Below are 20,321 nucleotides of genomic sequence, written 5' to 3'. Positions count from 1 at the left end.
CGTTGCAGATTTTTTGTTTAGATAGCTTAATTAAACGCTATGACCGCATATTGTTCTAAATCTTGTACATTTTCCGTTCGCAAAGGCGTCCCACTCAGCAATAAGAAAAACGATCATTTGCTGAACGAAGTGCCTGCGAACGAAAAAATTATCTATTATTTAGAATCCTTCTGCGCTCTTAGCGTTAAAAATTCTAATATAGATTATTTCAATTCTTAAATTTCTGCCAATTCATTTTATTTCATTCTGATTTCACCTTTCATTGTTTAGATTTGTAAAAAATTTTAGATATGAAGCAGATAATGATTGTCATGATGTTGGGTATTTTCACTTTGGGATGTGCGCAGAAAGCCCCTGAAGTTTCAAAAACTCAATTTTCAAAAGAGGCATTACACCAGAAGTTGGAAGATGAAAACGGGAAAAACATTAGCGTTCAGGAAATATTAGACCAACATAAAGGAAAAATCTTGGTCATTGATTTTTGGGCAGGTTGGTGCCGAGATTGTCTTAAAGCTCTACCGAAAGCAGAAGAATTGGAGAAAAATAATCCTAACATTGATTTTGTATTTTTTTCTCTGGAAAGATCAAAAGAGAAATTCGACAGCAGTTTGGAAAGATTCAATATGAAAGAAAAAGAAAATTATTGGTTTGCTAAAGGCTGGGAAAACGATTTCAACAATTACATTGACCTCAACTGGATTCCGCGATACATGGTGATCGATCAAAAATCCGGCATTGCAAAATATTATGCAATTTCTCCCGAAGATCCGGAAATTCAGGCAACGATTGACAGACTTTCAAAATAAGGTTGAGATTGAGGTTAAGGATAATTTAGACTGACAAAACCTTTGTAATTATCTCATTATTAAACCACAAAAGTCACAAAAGTTTTTTAAGCTTTAAACTTTGAAAACAGAAGTTCACAAAGCATGAAAATCAAAGGTTTTCAATAGACTTAAATGCTCTTTAATCACGGTTATTACATCTCTAAATTTAGAACCAAGAATTTAGCTTTTATGATTAAACTTCAAACCTTAAACATAGAACTTTGAACCAACAAATCTTAGAATCCATATCTTTGTGATATGGATTTTCCGTTTCCGCTCCGCAAAATAATTCATGTTGATATGGATGCATTTTATGCTTCCGTAGAACAGCATGATGATCCTTCTCTGCGGGGAAAGGCCATTGCAGTTGGAGGCGGTCATCGTGGTGTGGTTTCAGCAGCGAGCTATGAAGCGAGAAAATTCGGTGTGCGTTCTGCAATGCCAAGTAAAACAGCCAAAGAAAAATGCCCGCATCTTATCTTTGTTCCGCCAAGATTTGCACGATATAAAGAAATTTCTAAAAAAATACGTGAGATATTTTACGAATACACCGACTTGGTAGAACCGCTTTCTTTGGATGAAGCCTATCTGGATGTCACAGAAAATAAAAAAAGCATTGAATCTGCGAATCAGATTGCAAAGGAAATTCGTCAGAAAATATTTGAGCAAACCGGCTTGACCGCTTCTGCAGGAATTTCGATCAATAAATTTTTAGCAAAAGTAGCTTCAGATATTAATAAACCGAACGGACAGAAAACGATCCACCCTGACAAAATAGAAAAATTTCTTGAAGATTTACCGGTTGAAAAATTTTACGGTGTGGGTAAAGTGACCGCCAATAAAATGTTCAGTCTGGCAATTTTTAAAGGAAAAGATTTAAAAAACAGATCGCTGGAGGATTTAACAAGACTTTTCGGAAAATCAGGAGCGTATTATTATAATGTAGTACGGGGAATTCATCTTTCGGAAGTGAAACCTCATCGCATTCAGAAAAGTGTTGCCGTAGAACGTACTTTTTTTGAAGACCTCTTTGATGAGCAGCAGATTAACGAAAAGCTTCAGAATTTAAGCGAAGAACTTCATAATCGGCTTCAGAGAAATAATATTTTCGGACGGTCTTTAACGCTGAAAATAAAATACAAAGATTTCTCACTGTTTACCCGCAGTTTTACGAAAGAAGAATACTTCAGCTCGCCCGAGCAATATTTTACCACCGCAAAAAAACTATGGGAACTCAGACCTTTCGATAAAGCGGTACGATTATTGGGACTGTCATTATCACACCTCAACACAGAAGAAAAAAAGCAGATTTCGGTTCAGCTTAAAATTCCATTTGAGGATTTTGAATAATTACAAAATCAATCAATTGATATCACAAAATTTACTTTTACTATGAATCCGACCATGATACAATTTTTCCATTGGTATTCCGAAGGAAACGGAACACTGTGGAATCACGCCAAAGAACAGGCAAAATATTTATCCGATTTAGGAATCACTTCCGTTTGGTTTCCTCCCGCTTACAAGGGAACGGACGGTGAAAATTCTGTAGGATATGACTCTTATGACCTTTTCGACCTTGGCGAATTCGACCAGAAAAACTCCGTCCGTACAAAATACGGAACTAAAGAAGAGTACATCGATTCTATTAAAACTTTACAGTCTTATAACATTGATGTTATTGTGGATATTGTTTTGGGCCATAAAGGCGGTGGCGATGAACTTGAGAAATTTAAAGTTGTAAAGGTTGATGAAAACAACCGTGATAAAGTAATTTCGGGAGAAATAGAAATTGAATCGTATACTAAATTTACATTTCCGGGAAGAAATAAAAAATACTCGGAATTTGAATGGAATTTCACCTGTTTTAGCGGAACCGATTATGCTGAAGGCAGAGATTCTCATATATATAAAATCAAATCTGAATACGGTGACGACTGGGAAGAAATGATTGATGATGAAAAAGGAAATTATGACTATCTGATGTTTAACGACATTGAACATAGAAACCCTCACGTTCGTGAAGAGTTAAATCATTGGGCAAAATGGTATTTTGATGAAACAGGCTTTGACGGTGTGAGATTAGACGCTTTAAAACATATTTCGTTTGATTTCTATAAAGAATGGCTGACTTTATTACGCTCAAATGCAGGCAAGAATATTTTTGCTGTAGGTGAATATTGGGCTCCCGGGCAGCTCAATTTATTACAGAAATATATTGAAGCCACAGAAGGTTGTATGAGTCTTTTTGACAGTTCATTACACAATAATTTCCACACAGCATCCAAAGAGGGAAATTCTTATGATTTACGACATATTTTTTCTGAAACGTTAACAGATGCTGACCCATTGCATTCGGTAACACTGGTTGATAATCACGACACACAACCGCTTCAGGATCTCGAAGCACCGGTAGAACCTTGGTTCAAACCGATTGCGTATGCTTTAATTCTGTTAAGAGAAAGCGGTTATCCATGTGTTTTTTACCCCGATTTATATGGAGCGAATTATAAAGATACCGACCGCGAAGGCAATGAACATGAAATTTTCTTAGAAAAAGTTGATGGTATTGAAGAATTGCTTAAAGCAAGAAAAGAAAATGCTTACGGAATTCAGAGAGATTATTTTGAGCATGCCAATTGCTTGGGCTGGGTTCGTGAAGGAGACAATGAACACGAAGGTTGCGCCGTTGTTTTAAGCAATAAAGATGCTTACACAAAACCTATGGAGATGGGAGAAAGATACATCGGAAAAACTTTTTATGATGTTTTGGGAAGATCAGAAGAAAAAGTAGAAATCAGGGAAGACGGATGGGCAGATTTTCCGGTTCCGGCTGGGAATGTGAGTGTTTGGATTCCTGAATAATTTATTTTTAAAGCTCTCGCTGATTTTGCTGATGACGCAGATTTATTTTCTACATTTTAAATCTGCTCAATCTCCTTACTCTGCGAGAGAAAAATTCACAAGAGCTATAAAAACAAAAAATCCAGTCTAATGTTGGACTGGATTTTTTATTATTTCTTTAAATATAAATCAAAATAATCGGTGACTTTCTGCATCAAATGTACTCTGTCTTTTCCGATCACATTATGCGGATGTCCCGGGTACACAAAATAATCCATCTGAATACCGTGGTCTACTGCAGATTTGATGAATTTCATCGAGTGCTGCCAAACCACAACATCATCCTGAGCACCATGAATCATCAGTAATTTCCCTTTCAAATTCTGGACTTTATCCAAAAGATTGGAAGCGGCATATCCTTGAGGATTTTCCTGTGGAGTATCCATATATCTTTCGCCGTACATAATCTCGTACATGCTCCAGTCGATTACCGGACCACCTGCAACACCTACTTTGAAAACATCAGGCTGACGAAGCATGAAGCTCGTCGTCATAAACCCGCCAAAACTCCAGCCGTGAATTCCCATTCTTTCTGAATCTACATATGGAAGCGATTTCAGGTAGTTAACACCTTTCATCTGGTCATTCATTTCTGTCGTTCCTAGATTTCTAAAAACAGCCTGCTCAAATTTAAGCCCACGGTTTGCTGACCCCCTTCCGTCCATTGTAAAAATAATGTATCCGTTCTGAGCCATATATTCATACCAAAGATTTCCTGAAGCCGGGAAAGAATTGGTTACAAGCTGTAAATGCGGACCATTGTACAAATAAACAATAGCAGGATATTTTTTATTCGGATCGAAATTGGTCGGAAGAATAATCTTTCCATATAAAACCGTTCCGTCATCAGCCTTTAAAGTGATGTTCTTAACTTCCGGACGGTCGTAGTTTTTCAGCGGATTATCTGATTTCAAAAGATTAGTAGCCTTTAAAGTTGTTGTATTCAAAATATCTGCAACCCTTGGAGCCGTTGCATTGCTGTAAGAATCATATAGATAATTACCATCACCGCTTAATACTCCTGAATGCACACCTTCTGCATTGTCTAATCTCTGGGTTTTGAAAGTATTCCAGTTGATTCTGTATAAATGCTTTTCAGTCGGAGTTTCTTGTGTAGAAGTATAATAAATATCCTTTGTTTTTTCATTAAAACCTAAAATATCGGTAACCAGCCAATCACCTTTTGTAATCTGAGCAATCAGACCTTTTTCTAAACTGTAATGAAACAAATGATTGTATCCCGTTCTCTGACTTTGCCAGATAAAATCTGTATTTGAATTGGGGAAAAATGTAAGCGGATGTTGTGGTTCTACATACTTATCACTGGTTTCTTCAAATAAGGTATTGATGAAATTTCCTGTAACAGCATCATATTTATTCATTCTTAAATGATTCTGACCTCTGTTTAAAACGCCCACGAAGATGAATTTAGAATCAGGACTCCATGTAACTGCCGTTAAATATTGGTCTTTTTCGCCATCAATTTTCAAAAATGTTGTTGATTGATTTTTAATATTATAAACACCCAGCGTTACTTCATGAGACGTTTTTCCTGCCATCGGATATTTTATATTCGTATTTACTGCAGGAGTTACAGACCAATCGATAATAGGATAATCTGCAACCATCGTTTGATCCATTCTGTAGAATGCTACATTTTCAGAATTGGGAGACGGGAAAATTCCGGTATCGATTCCGAATTCGTTTCGGTGAACATTGGAAGCTCCATTCAGAATATTTGTATTAGAATCATTCGTTACCGCAACTTCCTGTCCGTTTTTGTTAATGAATAAATTATTTCCTTTTGTATATACTAAAGTCTGATTATCTGCCAATGTTTTCACATTTTCAGCTTGATCCCCTAAAGCTACAGAGCGCTTCACTTTCCAGTCATTACCTGATTTTTCAACCCAATACATTTGGTTATTGGCTGTAAAATAGGCTTCAGAATTGGTAATGAATTTTACCGGAGGAAGCCCTTTCAGCTTTTTATCAGCAAAATTTTTGTTAACCTGATTCAGTGAGATTAAAGTATCCTGCTTGTTTGTTTTAATATCAGTTGCAAGATAGCCTCCTTTCACTGCCTGGATGTAAGATTTGCTGTCACTGGACCAGGAAAACTGCGAAATATTTTTCACAGCAAGATTGGTTCTCATTCCGTTTACAGCTTCCGCCATGGTAAACTTCTGAGTTTGAGCAAAAGCTGCTCCGCCCAAAAGTACCATAAATAAAGAAAATTGATGTAGTTTCATTGTACAAAATTGAATCTGTCAAAAGTAAGAAATAAAATGCACACGTTAAGAAATGTTAAAATAAAACATTGATAATGTATGATTTTTATCTTAAAGTTTATTATTAAACCTCATAAGTTTTGAAAACCTATAAGGTTTCTTCTGAAAAGACTCATGATTTCTTCTTTTTAAATGACATATATTTTAAGATTACATAAGTTTTAGCCCCGATTGAGCGGCATGTCTGAGCTCTTTTCAAATGTTTCATTGCGGCGGCTTCGCCGCCGCAATGAAACATTTGAAAAAGCGAGTAGCGAAAGCGGGAAATAGCTCCTAATAAAATATGTAACGAGTAAATTAGCAATAAGAATTATTAAATTTATGCTAAAATGTTTTTCTTATCCTAAATCAATGGTTTGGGTATCATAGTTGCCGTAGATTTGCTTCAATAAATAACAACATAAAAAACAACAACAATGGCTACAAAATGGAATTTAGACCCGGCTCACAGTGAAATTACTTTTAAAGTAAAACACATGATGATCTCTAATATTAAAGGTAACTTCACCAATTTCAACGCAGAAATTGATGCTGAAGACGATACTTTTGCCAACGCAAAAACTACGGCAACAATTCAGGTAGATTCTATTTCTACCCATAATACAGACAGAGACAACCACTTAAAATCTGCAGAATTTTTCAACGCAGAAGCAAACCCTACCATTACTTTCGAATCTACTGCTTTGAACAATTCTGTAACAGGAAATCTTACCATCAATGGAATAACTAAGCCTGTAACTTTGGATGTAGACTTTGGGGGTATCAATGTAGATCCTTGGGGGAATACAAAAGCTGGATTTTCTTTCGAAGGAAAGATCAACAGAAAAGATTTTGGTCTTAACTGGAATGCAGCTCTTGAGGCAGGTGGTGTAATGGTAAGTGAAGATGTAAAAATTGCAGGTGAACTGCAGTTTGTAAAACAAGCTTAATTTAATTGATTTCTACAAGCTACGGTATCGTAGAATAATGAAATCATTGTTTTTTAAATCATAAAGGTTCAGGGATTTTAAATAACCTTGAACCTTTTTTAATCTCAATAAAATGAATCTTAACGATCTACAGAATATCAGCAATGAATTTAAGAATTCGCAGAAAATGCCGGTTTTATTTCTTGGTCATGGCTCTCCGATGAATGCGATTGAGGAAAATCAATTTGTTCAGGGATTCCGAAATGTGGCTAAAGAAATTCCGAAACCGAATGCCATTCTGTGTATTTCCGCGCACTGGTTTATCCGTGGTACGAAAGTTACTGCGATGGATATGCCTAAAACAATTCATGATTTCGGAGGCTTTCCACAGGCATTGTTTGATGTACAATATCCTGCTCCCGGAAATCCAGAACTTGCTCATGAAACGGCAGAACTTCTAAAACCAATTTTAGTAGAAGAAGATCATCATTGGGGTCTTGATCATGGAGCTTGGTCAGTAATTAAGCATATGTATCCACATGCAGATATTCCAGTAATTCAGTTGAGTATTGATTATACAAAACCTCCACAATATCATTTTGATCTGGCTAAAAAATTAGAAAAATTAAGAGAAAAAGGCATTTTAATTATTGGCAGCGGAAACATAGTTCATAACTTAAGATTAATTGATTGGCAAAATATTGATACTATTGGAGCGGGTTGGGAATGGGCAATCGAAGCCCGTGAAAAAACCAACAACTGGCTTCTTGACGGAAACTTTCAGAATCTAATCGATTACCAGAAACAGGGCATTTCTTTGCAATATGCAGTTCCAACACCGGATCATTATCTACCGTTGATCTATTCTTTAGGCCTGAAAAATAAATCTGAAGATCTTGTTTTATTTAATGATGATTTGATTGGAGGCTCATTGAGTATGACCAGTGTAAAAATTGGATAAATTAAATTTTCACCTATACTTTTTTTATCACTATAAATTTAGTAATATTGTTTACCATGAAAAACGCAATATTACTTTTTTTTGTTTTCTATCCTTTGCAGCTTCTACTTTCACAGGTTATAAAAGGCAGAGTCGTAAACGATATTGAAAAACCGATTGCCAATGTAAACATTTATCTCGATGGAACAAAAACAGGAACAGTTTCTGCTGCTGATGGAAGTTTCGTTTTGGATATTCCTCCAAAAACAAACAACAGTGTGGTATTCAAAAAAGATGATTATGAATCTTTTACAGTAAACAGCTCGGATGTTGCCAATAAAAATCTGAAAGTTGTTCTGATAAAAGCAAAGGAAATCGAAGAAGTCGTGATCATTCCGTTTACTGAGACGGCTTATAAAAATTACATTCATTATTTTCTAAGTAATTTCATTGGTGAAGATCAATCCAATGTTAAAATAAAGAACCAACGTTCACTGAAATTTTCTTATGACAAACAAAATAAGATTTTAAGGGTAAAAGCTCCACAGACTTTAATTATTGAAAATAAGAATTTAGGGTACACTATTGATTACAAACTGGAAGAATTTACAGCAGATTTTGAAAATAAAGTTACCACTTACTTCGGAACCAGCTTCTTCAAGGAAACAAAAAATACAGATAAAGTAAAGCTCAACAGAATGAATGCCTATGACGGAAGTGCGTTTCATTTTATGAGAAGTCTTTATAAAGGTAATGTGAAAGATGAGGGATTTACCGTTCATCAGGTAACAAAGTTTCCCAATGAAAAATATCCTACTGAACAAGAATTATTAAAGTTAAAAGAGTACACAAAAGTTCTGAAATCGAATCCTAAAACAACGATCGTTATACCTGATGAAATTCAGGACATCATGAACCGTAAAAATAACGAGTCTAAATATAAAGTCGCCGTTACAAGACGAAATCTTACTGAAACAGATTACACCAAAAAGCAAGATTCAAAAGTCATACTTGATTTTAAAGATATTTTAGAAGTGCGACATGACAAATATTATTATGAGCTTAAAGGTAAAGACTTCGTAAAGAGCAAGTTTCCTATAAAACAAGCAACCCACATCCATTCTAATGACGAAACTTTTGAAATTTATAGCAACGGTAACAATTCAAACCCTACCAATCTTTTGTTTCAGGGAGATTTTACCAAAAACAAAATAGAGTTTCTTCTTCCTTTAGATTATCAATTAGGAGATTAATTTAAACAAAAAAAGCTTCCGTTTTGGAAGCTTTTTTTGTTTAATACAATTAAAATTTATTGTACAGCCTGTAAAACATTGATGTTTCCATAGCCGTAATCTGCATTCTTCGTTGGATAATACGTTGCAGACTGCCTCATTTTATTTAAAATCTGATCTCTCGTCCATGAAGGATTTTTAGACCAGACCAAAGCTGCAATTCCTGCTGTAGAAGCAGTTGCCACAGAAGAACCACCTACATAATCCGTTTGCGCATTATAATAACTTAAAACCGGAATATTGTTTCCTGAAGCTCTTTCCATCTGATAGGTAAAATCAATTTCCGCTCCTGAATGGCAAACATCGCATTTTTGATTCGAAGTATTTTCTTTCACTCCTGTGATTGCCTGAGTTTCGGGCATCCAGGCCGGGAAAATTACGCCAACAAATGTGGTAAAACTTGTTGAAGTTCCACCTGCGCAGAAAATCAGTTTTCCTTTAGAATAAGCATATTTTACTCCATCTTCAATTTTCCCCACAGAGAAAATGTGTCCCATCGACATCGATATAATTTTTACGCTTGCCGTATTGCCAAGGTTTGTGAAAGCTATTTTTACCCCTTCTTGCTCATGATAACCATCCAAAACAACATTTGAAGCTGCTCGATAAGAAATCAGATTTGCATTATACGCAATACCAACAGGTTGTCCCTGATTATTTCTCGGAGCAGCCATTGCCGAAGCCATGCTCGTTCCGTGACCGCATTTATCATCTGCTCCGTCATAACCTGAACTCCATGGCCAGACTGAATCTACATACACTCCGTTTTTACTGATTGTTCTGCCTGAAGATGAACCATTATTAAAACTTCCGCTCAATAAACTTTGATTAAAAGAAACTCCAGAATCAATCAACCCAATAGTAACTCCCGCTCCGGTGCTGTAATTCCATGCGTTTGTAATATTATGTTTGACAAATGACCAGGGCACTTTTGCATTTGGAGAAACAGTCGTATAATCTGCCGCATTTAATGTTGTAGATTCAAGACCACAACCAGAAGAACTTCCACTTGATTTCGCTGTAGTTCCATTAATTTTATTTTCATTTTCAAAATATCGGTAATCTGCAGGTTCAAAATAACGGATTGATTTAAGTTTCCTCAATGCAACGACTGTTTCCTGCTTTTCTATATAGACATCAATTTGATTTAAAAATTCATCGGAAGCCAAAAGCACTCTCTCTTTTTCACCTTCATATTGTTTAATTACCTCTAAAATTTCGTTCTGCAAAGCTTCAGAATTGGAAGATTTACTTCTGTCGAAATCATCTTTGGAATCACCAAAACCGATCGAAGCGATTTTATTTCCCTGCATGATTCCACTCCACAAAAAATGAGAAGATGCCTCATTCCAATTGAACCTTCCTTTTGTTTTTGTGGTTTCATTAATTTGTTCATTGATTTGCCTCGCAGTGAGAGGATTAGTCTGCACAATTTCTTCCTGAACCTGATTGGTCTGAATTTCTTCTCTGGTACATGAGCTCAGCACAAAAAGCGTGAGTGCATAGAATACACATTTCTTCATAGTAATAGATTTTTAAATTTGGTATCACAAGATATTAATTTCTAATGACATACCATCATTATTACTATGCTGTACAGAATAGTTATTATGCATTTGAAATAATTGCATGTGCACTACTTACATTTTTCAATTAGTAAACATGTGCGCAAAAAAGATTTATTAAACTTATAATTAGACATAATTTCAACTTCATATAATTAATTTCCGTTGCCAAAAGTTATTCCGAAGAATCTGTGATTATCTGAACTTGTTTTCGTAAATTTGTGTTTGAAATTTTTTACTAAATGAAAGAAAGTGCTGTAAAAAAAATTGCAGTTCTTACTTCGGGAGGTGATTCTCCGGGGATGAACGCAGCATTAAGAGCGGTAGTAAGAACCGCAAACTATTACCATATCGAATGTTACGGAGTAAGAGAAGGCTATAATGGCCTTATTCACAATGATTTCCTTAAAATGGGACCTCGTTCCGTAAAAAATATAATCAACCAGGGTGGAACTATTCTAAAATCTGCCCGCTCCCAGGAATTCAGAACCCAAGAAGGTCGCCAGAAAGCTTTTGAAAACTGTCAGAAATTAGGAATTGACGGCTTGGTTTGCATTGGCGGAGACGGTACTTTCACCGGAGCCAAAATCTTCAATGAAGAATTCGGGATCAGAGTAATCGGTGTACCGGGAACCATCGACAACGATATTTTCGGTACTGATAATACAATCGGATATGATACCGCTCTAAACACCGCAATGGATGCCATCGATAAAATTCGTGATACCGCAACTTCGCACAACAGGGTTTTCTTTGTGGAAGTAATGGGACGTGATGCAGGCTTTATTGCTTTAAACAGCGGTTTGGCAACCGGAGCTCTGGATATTTTAATTCCTGAAAGAAAAGACAGTATCGAAGATTTGTTCACTAAATTCCGAAATGCTGAAAAAACAGGAAAAGCATCAAGCATCGTTGTCGTAGCTGAAGGTGAAAAGCTGGCAAATATCTATGAATTGGCCGAAAAAACAAAAGCAGAATTTCCGGATTATGACATCCGTGTTGCCATTTTAGGTCATATTCAAAGAGGAGGTTCTCCAAGCTGTGCAGACAGAGTTTTAGCAAGCAGACTGGGTTACGGTGCCGTTGTAGGATTAATGGACGGACAAACTAATGTAATGGCAGGAATGCGTTCGAATGATCTCACGTACACTCCGATTGAAGAAGCCATTAAAAAACATAATGAAATCAATAAAGATCTTTTGTTGATTTCAGAAATTTTAGCAATCTAATATTTTATATAATTTTAAAAAAATCAAAACACTATGTCAACAATTAAAGTAGGTATTAACGGGTTTGGTAGAATCGGTCGTCTTGTTTTCAGAGCAATGACTGAAAGAGACAACATTGAAGTAGTAGGAATTAATGACCTTATCGATGCTACATACATGGCTTACATGCTTAAATATGATTCAGTTCACGGGATTTTCCCAGGTGAAGTTTCTGTAGAAGGTAATGACCTTGTGGTAAACGGAAAAAAAATCAGAGTAACTGCTGAAAAAGACCCAAGTAACCTTAAATGGGATGCAATTGGTGCTGATTATGTAGTAGAATCTACAGGTTTATTTTTAGATAAAGAAAGTGCTGCAAAACACATCGCAGCGGGTGCGAAAAAAGTAATTCTTTCTGCTCCATCAAAAGATGATACGCCAATGTTTGTAATGGGTGTAAACCACACAGAATTAACTGACGATGTAAAAATCTTATCTAACGCTTCTTGTACAACAAACTGTTTAGCTCCTTTGGCTAAAGTAATTCATGATAACTTCGGAATCGTAGAAGGTTTGATGACAACAGTACACGCTACAACTGCAACTCAAAAAACGGTTGACGGTCCTTCAATGAAAGACTGGAGAGGTGGTAGAGCTGCTCTAAACAATATCATCCCTTCTTCTACAGGTGCTGCAAAAGCAGTAGGAAAAGTGATTCCTTCTTTGAATGGAAAACTAACGGGTATGTCTTTCAGAGTACCAACAGTTGACGTTTCTGTAGTAGATTTAACGGTAAGAATTGAAAAAGCTGCTTCTTATGAAGAAATCTGTGCAGTAATCAAAGCTGCTTCTGAAGGTGAATTGAAAGGTATTTTAGGATACACTGAAGATGCTGTAGTTTCTCAGGATTTCATCGGAGACAAGAGAACTTCAATCTTCGATAAAGATGCTGGTATCATGCTTTCTCCAAACTTCGTAAAACTTGTTTCTTGGTATGACAACGAAATGGGTTACTCAAATAAGTTGGTTGATATGCTGATTCATGCAGCTTCATTAACTAAATAATAAGCATTCGACTTAAAATAAAAAACCTTCCGTGCGGAAGGTTTTTTTGTTATTGACTATATGCACAATGAACAGTAGTTGAATCATTAGTACTATGTTTATCTTTAAAACCATTAATAAAACCGCGTAAATACTCACTGTCACTATCGCAAGCCAATCGCGTTTCTATTATTTTTCCAGATTGAGATTCTGCAATACAGGTAATACAGTCTTCCTGTTTACAAGATGAAAACACTATTACAATTAATAATATATATAGAGTAGATTTCATAATAACTTTTTTAAAGATTAAGCGATTTTGTAAAACCAATCTGAATTTGAAAAAAATCTTTTTTCCGGTCATCCAGTATTAAATAATTTGTAAATCTTATAAAAACTTTATCATCTCCTTTTGCTTTTGGGGAAGCATAATAAATACCTCCTCTTAGTGGTAACATCTTTCCGTGAATACTATCAAAAAATTCATTATCATTCAATTTCTGCCACATATATTTACCGTTAAAATCAATTCCAAAATTTTCTATTATTTTTGACTTTAAATTGATTTCAAAATATCTTATATGGTTATTTGCTGTCGTAGATTCATTATTTATAATAATTTTGCTTGATGTAAACATATATCCTGCCTTAAGCTCTAAAGAATTCGCCGGCCGCCAATCCCACTTAAAAACAGAAAGATCACAACCTACAGCAAAATTGTGTCTTCTGAAAATTTCTATAGGATTAAGATTATCTTCCTTAACCTCGATTGTTTCAAATTTACTATCTACTTTATTATAATGAAGATAAGGCTGAAAAGAGGAAAATAGGTAAATAAATTTGTTTGGAAGATTATGTCTATTAAGAAAAAATTTTCCCTTTCCTTCAAAATTCACTAAGGCATTTGCTTCATCACCAATAAGTCCTAATAAATCAGAATATGCTGTAAAACTTACAAGAGAATTGATATTATCATTCTTTTTAAGAATTCTTCTATCCGGATTTTTTCCATTATTTTTCATGCTAAAAGTATCATCATTTGGAAGAAAACCAAACCTCTTATTTGGCTCGAAAGTAACAATATTCTTCAAAAGAACAAACTGATCTCCGTCTGCATTATAGAGTCTGTCTTCTCCTCTTTTATCAAGATAAAGCAAAGCAATTGGTGATTTCTTATTAGTATAAGTTGTTCCATCATTAAGGTATACTTTGATAAACTCGAGCATACCTTCCTGAATATCAAACTTTACACTATCTATTTTGACAATAGGAAGAAAATATGTACCGCCCTGATCAAGTATTATGTCAATTTTTTTATAGCTAGTTTTTGTTGATTCTATCTTTTTTAAAAGTTTTAGATATAGTAATCTTAATTTTTTATCAGATTGTTTTGCATCATTAGATATTTTTTCTGCAAGCGCTTCATCATAAACAATTGTATTAGATTTTAAGATAATTTCTCCAATTGAAGTCTTTGAACCCTCGTTATTTTTAATGACATTTTTCACTAAATCAACGATCTCCTTATTTTTTTCTTTTTCCGGGTCTGTATTTTCCTTGTCTTCAGGCTCAAGAGTTGCCGACATCCCTGGAACATCATTTATTTGTTCCTTAGTCTGTCCCAAAACCATTCCCACCCATCCGAGTAGAAACAGCAATAGAATTTTTGTTTTCATAGTTAGTTAGTTTTAATTATGGTTTACTGCACACAAAAAACACCAACTATAAATACAATAATTATAGCCGAGTTTCCAGGTTTATTAGTTTATAGCAAATTTTGGAAATTTTGATAAATAAAAAAATCACCCAAAAGGGTGATTTTTAATGAAATTACAAGAATTAATATTCAGTTAATCCAAAGTCAGATTCTTTAACGACCAGATTCCGCCATTGTAAATATTCAAATCTATTTTAGAATTAATTCCGTAAACAATTCCGTTTTCTGTAAATTGCCAAAACTGCCATTGATCTTCAGGAGAAGGTTCGGGAACATCATTATAATTAGCAAGCCAGATCGGATAATCATCAAACTCACCTCTCAGAAAATCTTTGTAGTAATGATAATACGTATAAATAATTGGTTTTTCGCCATAAGTTTCTTCCACAATTTTACACCAGACTTTCAAATCTTCAATCAGCTTTTTATTCGATTTGCTTCTCGGCATTTTTTCAATGTCTAAAACAGGTGGCAAATCACCACTTTCCAGCTTTACATTTTCAAGAAAATTATTGGCCTGGATCACCGGGTCTTCATCAGCTCTGTAAAAATGATATGCTCCACGGATCAGATTATGCTCTTTCGCAGAAGCCCAAAATTCATCAAAATTTCTATCAGCACTTCTATTACCCATTGTGGCTCTCATGACCACAAATTCAAGCGGAATTGTTTTATTTCCAATACTTAAACTATCCCATTTTATATCTTCTTTATTTTGGTAATGGGAAATATCAAAACCATACGTTTTATCTAAATTATTTGAAATAATTTTCTGAATTCTCAAAGTTTCACTTTCACTGTTTTTTAGCTTCTTATGAGTAAACTTATTAAAATATAAAGCATAATAGTAACTGATTGACTGCTTTAGATATAAACCCGTTCCGATAAGCGCAATTACCAAAATGACAAGCAGGATCCTACGACGGAAAAAATAGTTCTTCCGCCTTGTTTTATGAAGGTTTCTGGCAGTTTTTTTGGTATACTTTTTCGGACTCATAAAGTTTTGCAAAACTAACTTTTTAAGTCTGAAAATACTAAAAAAATCATTAAATTTGAGTATTATGGAAACACGCGAAAAGATCATCATTATCGGAGGAGGTTTTGCGGGACTGCAGCTTGCAAAAACGCTGAACAATAAAAATAAAAAGGTTATTGTTCTCGACAGAGTAAACCATCATATGTTTCAGCCGCTTTTTTATCAGGTTGCATGCGGACGAATCGAGCCTTCCAATATTTCTTTTCCTTTCAGAAAGATCTTTCAGCAATCCAGAAATACACAGTTCCGATTAACCGATGTGAAATCAATTGATACTGCCAATAACAAAGTTATTACTAATGAGGCAGAATTTACTTATGATAAATTAGTGATTGCCACCGGTTGCAAAACCAATTTCTTTGGCAACAAAGAACTTGAAAGTAAAGCTTTCGGCATGAAAAATACCCAGGAAGCCATCAGCATCAGAAATCATGTTTTAATGACTTTCGAAAAATTGATTCTGGAAAAAAGCCGAAGTGATAACGGAAACTGGAATATCGTCATCGTCGGAAGCGGACCGACCGGAGTAGAATTAGCCGGAGCATTTTCAGAAATGAAAAAAGAAATTCTTCCGCGTGATTATCCTTATATGAATTTTGAGCAGCTTGAAATTATTCTGGTAAGTTCTACCGAAAAACCTCTTGCCGTAATGAGTCCCGAAGCTCAGGAAAAATCTGAAAAATATTTAAAAGAATTAGGCGTAAAATTTCTTAGTGGAGAAGTGGTGACCGATTATGACGGTGACAAAGTTTATTTAAAAAGTGGAAAAGAAATTCCGTCGAACAATGTAATTTGGGCAGCCGGAGTTACCGGAAATGTAATTGATGGGTTTCCTTCAGAAAATTTAGTTAGAAACCGATATATTGTCGACCGTTATAACAAAGTAAAAGGATACGAAAATATTTATGCAGTCGGAGATATTGCCTACATGGAAACTCCGAAATATCCGCAAGGCCATCCGCAAGTTGCCAACGTAGCTATTAATCAGGCAAAAAATTTAGGCAAAAACTTTTTAAAGAAGGGGAAAAACGAATGGGTTGAATACGAATACAAAGACCAGGGTTCTCTTGCTACCATCGGAAAGCACAGAGCCGTAGTAGACTTACCATTTATAAAATTTCAGGGATTTTTAGCCTGGTATTTTTGGATGTTCTTACATTTAATGCTTATTTTGAGCGTCCGAAATAAACTGGCAATATTTTTTAACTGGATGTGGAGTTATTTCAATAAAGATTCATCGCTCCGATTAATTATAGCGCCAAACAAAAAAAACAATACGCAGCAATGAGAATTGACATTATAAGCGTGCTTCCGGAATTGATGGAAAGTCCGTTTAAAGCTTCTATTTTGAAGAGAGCAGTAGATAAAGGAATCGTAGAAGTACATTTTCATCAGTTGAGAGACTGGTCAATCAACAAACATCGTCAGATTGATGACGAGCCTTACGGAGGTGGCGCAGGAATGGTGATGATGATTGAGCCTTTGGATAAATGTATTTCTGAGCTTAAATCTCAAAGAGATTATGATGAAATTATTTATCTGACACCCGATGGAGAAACTTTAAACCAGAAAATTGCCAACACACTTTCTATAAAGAAAAATCTGATTTTTTTGTGCGGTCATTATAAAGGTATTGACCAGCGTGTAAGAGACTTACATATTACAAAAGAAATTTCTATTGGAGATTTTGTTCTGACAGGCGGTGAACTGGCGGCATGTGTTTTGGCAGATGCTATCATTCGTCTGGTTCCCGGAGTTTTGAATGACGAGCAAAGCGCTCTGACAGACAGTTTCCAGGATGATTTGCTTTCACCACCAATCTATACAAGACCCGAGTCGTATAAAGGCCTTGACGTTCCGAAGATTCTTCTCAGCGGAAATTTTGCCAAAATAGAAGAATGGAGACACGAACAAGCCCTAAAAATAACCTCGGAAAAGCGGCCTGATCTTTTACAGTAACTTTAAAACCTTTCACAACGAATAGTTTTTGTTTAAAAATTTACATTTTTTATTTCTTTGGATAGATTTTCATTCTATCTATATCACTTTTACATGGATTATTTTTTCATCTTTAATCTATGATTTTTTTTGAATTTTATGTTGTAGATTTGCGACTTATTTGTCTTTATAATAATACCTTAAGATTTTAATTATAATTTAACCTAAATGTTATCTTTATAGTAAAATTTTTAATATATTTAATGAAGACAAATGAAATATTAAGTTTACTGCAATTAGAAAAATGTGTTGATGGAGCTTTTTGCTTTTTACAATGTTGAAAATTTATTTTTACCTGATCCGCCACAGACTCACAAACTCGATCCTACCAAATCAGGATTAAGAAATTGGGACGATAGGAAATACAGAGTAAAGCTTTCGAAAATTGCGCATGTTTTTCGTTTGATGAAGGAAGAAAACGGAGTTTTACCCGCCATTATAGGTTTATGTGAAATCTCCGGAAAGAAAGTTCTTGAAGATCTTGTACAGCTTGATCCTTTCGATTCTAAGTACGGAATTGTACATTATAATTCCCTCGATGAACGAAAGGTAGATGTTGCTCTTTTATACGACAAGTCTAAAGTTGAGATCATAGATTCTGAGGCAATCACCTTCTTTTTTGAAATTGTAGATAACAGACCGGATAATTATGACACAACAAGGGATGTACTCTATGCAAAACTAAAATGCAAAGGAGAACCGATCAATGTTTTTGTAGCTCACCTGCCCTCAAAAAGAGAAAAAGACATCAATCAGCCCAAACGGAACTTTATAATAAATGAAATTCGGAACAGAATTATAAACATTATTAACAAAGATCTGGAAAATGTCATTTTGTGCGGTGATTTTAATCAAAACCCGGATGATGAAAATTTAATTAACATTCTTTACGACGATTCACAGCAAAAGATCTTACACAATCCTTTTCAAAAGCTGTTTTCAACTAAAAAATATTCAACTTTTCATTATAAATCCGGATTACTGTTTGACCAGATTATGCTCTCAGATTCTTTTTTCAGAATCGGTGCGGCATTATCTTTTCAGGAAGCTAAAATTTTTAGCCCCGAAAGTATGAGTACCCGAAACAAAGGTTTCGAAGGCAGACCGTTCAGAACTTATGCAGGAACAAGATATCTCGGCGGATTCAGTGATCATTTTCCGGTTTTTGTAACTTTTAAAGAAAAGATTTGAGTTAAAAAATAAATATTAAGATGAAAAACACAAACAACACAGTTTATCAGTTAGACCCTCTGGATAAGGAAATTATCTATATGTTAATGGATAATTCTAAAAGTTCCTTAGCTTATATTTCCAAACAAGTAGGAATTTCTACAACAGCTGTGCACCAAAGAATCAAAAAACTGGAACAAGCCGGTGTCATTGAAAATTCGATATCATTTCTGAACCCAAGAAAAATAGGATATAAAGTAGTTTCATACATTGGAATGTTTTTAGATCAGCCAAGTCATTATAATGATGTTGTTAAATCTTTAAAAGAAGTGAATGAAGTTGTGGAAGCACATTACACTACAGGAAATTACACAATTTTTCTGAAGGTATTATGTAAAGACAATGATCACTTAATGCAGATTTTAAGCAAACTTCAAAAGCTGAAAGGCGTAACAAGAACCGAAACTTTCATATCTTTGGAACAAGGTATCTATAGACAACTGAAAGTATAATTACCATGAACATTGCACAATACTTAGATTCAACTTATTTAAAAACACCACATCAATCGGGCTTATCCGAAAAAGAGACATTACAGAAGGTAAAAGATTTAGCTCAAGAAGCAATCGATCATAAAATTTTCGCCGTGATGATTCGTCCTGATTTTGTCTCAGAAATTAAAAAGTTTTTTAATGAAAAAAAATCCCATGTTGTGCTGGGAACTGTAATTGGTTTTCATGAAGGAACTTACTCTGTTGAAGAAAAATTGGCCGAAGCTGAAAAAGCAATTCATGATGGAGCAGATGAATTAGATTTCGTAATCAATTATGAAGCTTATCTAAAAGGAGATTTAGATTTGATAAAAGAAGAATTTCTAAAATGTACTGAACTGTGCATTCATCATCAGAAAGTTGCTAAATGGATTATTGAAATTGCTGCAATGACAGATCAGCAAATTGCAGATATCACTCAGTATATTTCTACTTGGGCGGAGGAGAATTTCAATGAAAAGGATTTAAAAAATATTTTTATAAAATCTTCAACGGGATTTTTTGAAACTGAAAACGGAAAGCCTAACGGAGCAACTTATGAAGGAATCAAAATAATGCTTGATAATGCAGGAAAACTTCCCGTAAAAGCTGCAGGTGGAGTAAGAACTCCCGATGATGCCGAGAAAATGATTACAATGGGTGTTAAACGAATCGGAACTTCTTCCGCTTTAGCCTTAATTAATGATGGATATTCAGCTGAAGGATATTAAAACAAATCTCTTGCAATAAATAAAACCCATCATTTTAGACTGCACCCAAAAGTTTAGACAAAATTATTAAAGAAAAGAGTTCGGTACTGTACCGGGCTCTTTCCATTTAGATTTAATCGTATTCTGTCGTTGTTGTAATAAGTGATGTATTGTTTTATTT

19 protein-coding genes are annotated in these 20,321 nt (G+C 34.9%); 13 read left to right on the top strand and 6 right to left on the bottom strand.

The genetic code is table 11. The features are described 5' to 3' along the window. Positions 1–290: 290 nt before the first annotated feature. The 3 genes from ACR1PN_RS16860 to ACR1PN_RS16850 all read left to right on the top strand — a co-directional run bounded on the left by ACR1PN_RS16860 (position 291) and on the right by ACR1PN_RS16850 (position 3,692). Positions 291–806 (top strand): TlpA family protein disulfide reductase, encoded by a 516-nt coding sequence (locus ACR1PN_RS16860; protein ID WP_433980966.1) that lies wholly within the window; start codon positions 291–293, stop codon positions 804–806. Between the two features lie 279 nt (positions 807–1,085). Beyond that, positions 1,086–2,177: a DNA polymerase IV gene (dinB, locus tag ACR1PN_RS16855; RefSeq protein WP_433980965.1), complete on the top strand. Its 1,092-nt coding sequence runs from the start codon at positions 1,086–1,088 to the stop codon at positions 2,175–2,177. 42 nt (positions 2,178–2,219) lie between these two features. Continuing rightward, the gene (locus ACR1PN_RS16850; protein WP_433980964.1) at positions 2,220–3,692 is read left to right on the top strand and encodes an alpha-amylase; all 1,473 of its coding nucleotides are present in this window, start codon (positions 2,220–2,222) and stop codon (positions 3,690–3,692) included. Positions 3,693–3,841: 149 nt separating this feature from the next. On the opposite strand, the gene ACR1PN_RS16845 is transcribed toward ACR1PN_RS16850, so the two are convergent. After that, complete coding sequence (locus ACR1PN_RS16845) at positions 3,842–5,983, bottom strand: DPP IV N-terminal domain-containing protein (RefSeq protein WP_433980963.1); 2,142 nt, start codon at positions 5,981–5,983, stop codon at positions 3,842–3,844. Between the two features lie 455 nt (positions 5,984–6,438). On the opposite strand from ACR1PN_RS16845, the gene ACR1PN_RS16840 reads away from it, so the two are divergent. The 3 genes from ACR1PN_RS16840 to ACR1PN_RS16830 all read left to right on the top strand — a co-directional run bounded on the left by ACR1PN_RS16840 (position 6,439) and on the right by ACR1PN_RS16830 (position 9,123). After that, a complete protein-coding gene (locus ACR1PN_RS16840; RefSeq protein ID WP_378183000.1) occupies positions 6,439–6,951 on the top strand; it encodes a YceI family protein in 513 nt (170 codons plus the stop codon). Between the two features lie 112 nt (positions 6,952–7,063). Beyond that, the gene (gene ygiD / locus ACR1PN_RS16835; protein ID WP_433980962.1) at positions 7,064–7,891 is read left to right on the top strand and encodes a 4,5-DOPA dioxygenase extradiol; all 828 of its coding nucleotides are present in this window, start codon (positions 7,064–7,066) and stop codon (positions 7,889–7,891) included. A 56-nt stretch (positions 7,892–7,947) separates the two neighbouring features. Then, a complete protein-coding gene (locus tag ACR1PN_RS16830; protein WP_433980961.1) occupies positions 7,948–9,123 on the top strand; it encodes a carboxypeptidase-like regulatory domain-containing protein in 1,176 nt (391 codons plus the stop codon). Between the two features lie 56 nt (positions 9,124–9,179). On the opposite strand, the gene ACR1PN_RS16825 is transcribed toward ACR1PN_RS16830, so the two are convergent. Next, positions 9,180–10,685, bottom strand: a complete 1,506-nt coding sequence (locus tag ACR1PN_RS16825) for a S8 family serine peptidase (protein ID WP_433980960.1) — start codon at positions 10,683–10,685, stop codon at positions 9,180–9,182. Between the two features lie 284 nt (positions 10,686–10,969). On the opposite strand from ACR1PN_RS16825, the gene pfkA reads away from it, so the two are divergent. Continuing rightward, positions 10,970–11,956: a 6-phosphofructokinase gene (pfkA, locus tag ACR1PN_RS16820; RefSeq protein WP_378183012.1), complete on the top strand. Its 987-nt coding sequence runs from the start codon at positions 10,970–10,972 to the stop codon at positions 11,954–11,956. Between the two features lie 33 nt (positions 11,957–11,989). Continuing rightward, positions 11,990–13,000: a type I glyceraldehyde-3-phosphate dehydrogenase gene (gene gap / locus ACR1PN_RS16815; RefSeq protein ID WP_378183015.1), complete on the top strand. Its 1,011-nt coding sequence runs from the start codon at positions 11,990–11,992 to the stop codon at positions 12,998–13,000. 49 nt (positions 13,001–13,049) lie between these two features. On the opposite strand, the gene ACR1PN_RS16810 is transcribed toward gap, so the two are convergent. The 3 genes from ACR1PN_RS16810 to ACR1PN_RS16800 all read right to left on the bottom strand — a co-directional run bounded on the left by ACR1PN_RS16810 (position 13,050) and on the right by ACR1PN_RS16800 (position 15,693). Further along, the gene (locus ACR1PN_RS16810) at positions 13,050–13,271 is read right to left on the bottom strand and encodes a hypothetical protein (protein ID WP_378183018.1); all 222 of its coding nucleotides are present in this window, start codon (positions 13,269–13,271) and stop codon (positions 13,050–13,052) included. A gap of 10 nt (positions 13,272–13,281) precedes the next feature. Continuing rightward, positions 13,282–14,655 (bottom strand): hypothetical protein, encoded by a 1,374-nt coding sequence (locus tag ACR1PN_RS16805; RefSeq protein WP_378183021.1) that lies wholly within the window; start codon positions 14,653–14,655, stop codon positions 13,282–13,284. A gap of 174 nt (positions 14,656–14,829) precedes the next feature. Further along, positions 14,830–15,693: a glycoside hydrolase family 25 protein gene (locus tag ACR1PN_RS16800; RefSeq protein WP_378183024.1), complete on the bottom strand. Its 864-nt coding sequence runs from the start codon at positions 15,691–15,693 to the stop codon at positions 14,830–14,832. Positions 15,694–15,757: 64 nt separating this feature from the next. Here ACR1PN_RS16800 and ACR1PN_RS16795 point away from each other — a divergent pair, with 64 nt between their 5' ends. From ACR1PN_RS16795 to deoC, 5 genes are all read left to right on the top strand, one after another. Next, positions 15,758–17,020: an NAD(P)/FAD-dependent oxidoreductase gene (locus ACR1PN_RS16795; protein WP_433980959.1), complete on the top strand. Its 1,263-nt coding sequence runs from the start codon at positions 15,758–15,760 to the stop codon at positions 17,018–17,020. Further along, a complete protein-coding gene (gene trmD / locus ACR1PN_RS16790) occupies positions 17,017–17,691 on the top strand; it encodes a tRNA (guanosine(37)-N1)-methyltransferase TrmD (protein WP_378183030.1) in 675 nt (224 codons plus the stop codon). Before ACR1PN_RS16795 ends, trmD begins: the two co-directional genes overlap by 4 nt. Before the next feature lie 291 nt (positions 17,692–17,982). Further along, a complete protein-coding gene (locus ACR1PN_RS16785; protein WP_433980958.1) occupies positions 17,983–18,921 on the top strand; it encodes an endonuclease in 939 nt (312 codons plus the stop codon). A gap of 20 nt (positions 18,922–18,941) precedes the next feature. Continuing rightward, positions 18,942–19,412: an Lrp/AsnC ligand binding domain-containing protein gene (locus ACR1PN_RS16780; RefSeq protein WP_433980957.1), complete on the top strand. Its 471-nt coding sequence runs from the start codon at positions 18,942–18,944 to the stop codon at positions 19,410–19,412. Between the two features lie 5 nt (positions 19,413–19,417). After that, complete coding sequence (gene deoC, locus ACR1PN_RS16775; RefSeq protein WP_433980956.1) at positions 19,418–20,161, top strand: deoxyribose-phosphate aldolase; 744 nt, start codon at positions 19,418–19,420, stop codon at positions 20,159–20,161. 53 nt (positions 20,162–20,214) lie between these two features. Here the strand turns inward: deoC and ACR1PN_RS16770 are convergent, their stop codons facing one another. Then, positions 20,215–20,307, bottom strand: a complete 93-nt coding sequence (locus ACR1PN_RS16770) for an IS3 family transposase (RefSeq protein ID WP_371868422.1) — start codon at positions 20,305–20,307, stop codon at positions 20,215–20,217. Positions 20,308–20,321: the final 14 nt, after the last annotated feature.

Origin of the sequence: Chryseobacterium sp. RLHN22, from assembly GCF_051011795.1 — a bacterium.
Classification (GTDB): Bacteria; Bacteroidota; Bacteroidia; order Flavobacteriales; family Weeksellaceae; genus Chryseobacterium; species Chryseobacterium zhengzhouense.
Note: the sequence above shows the minus strand (reverse complement) of the source record. Positions and strands in the feature narration are given on the sequence as shown.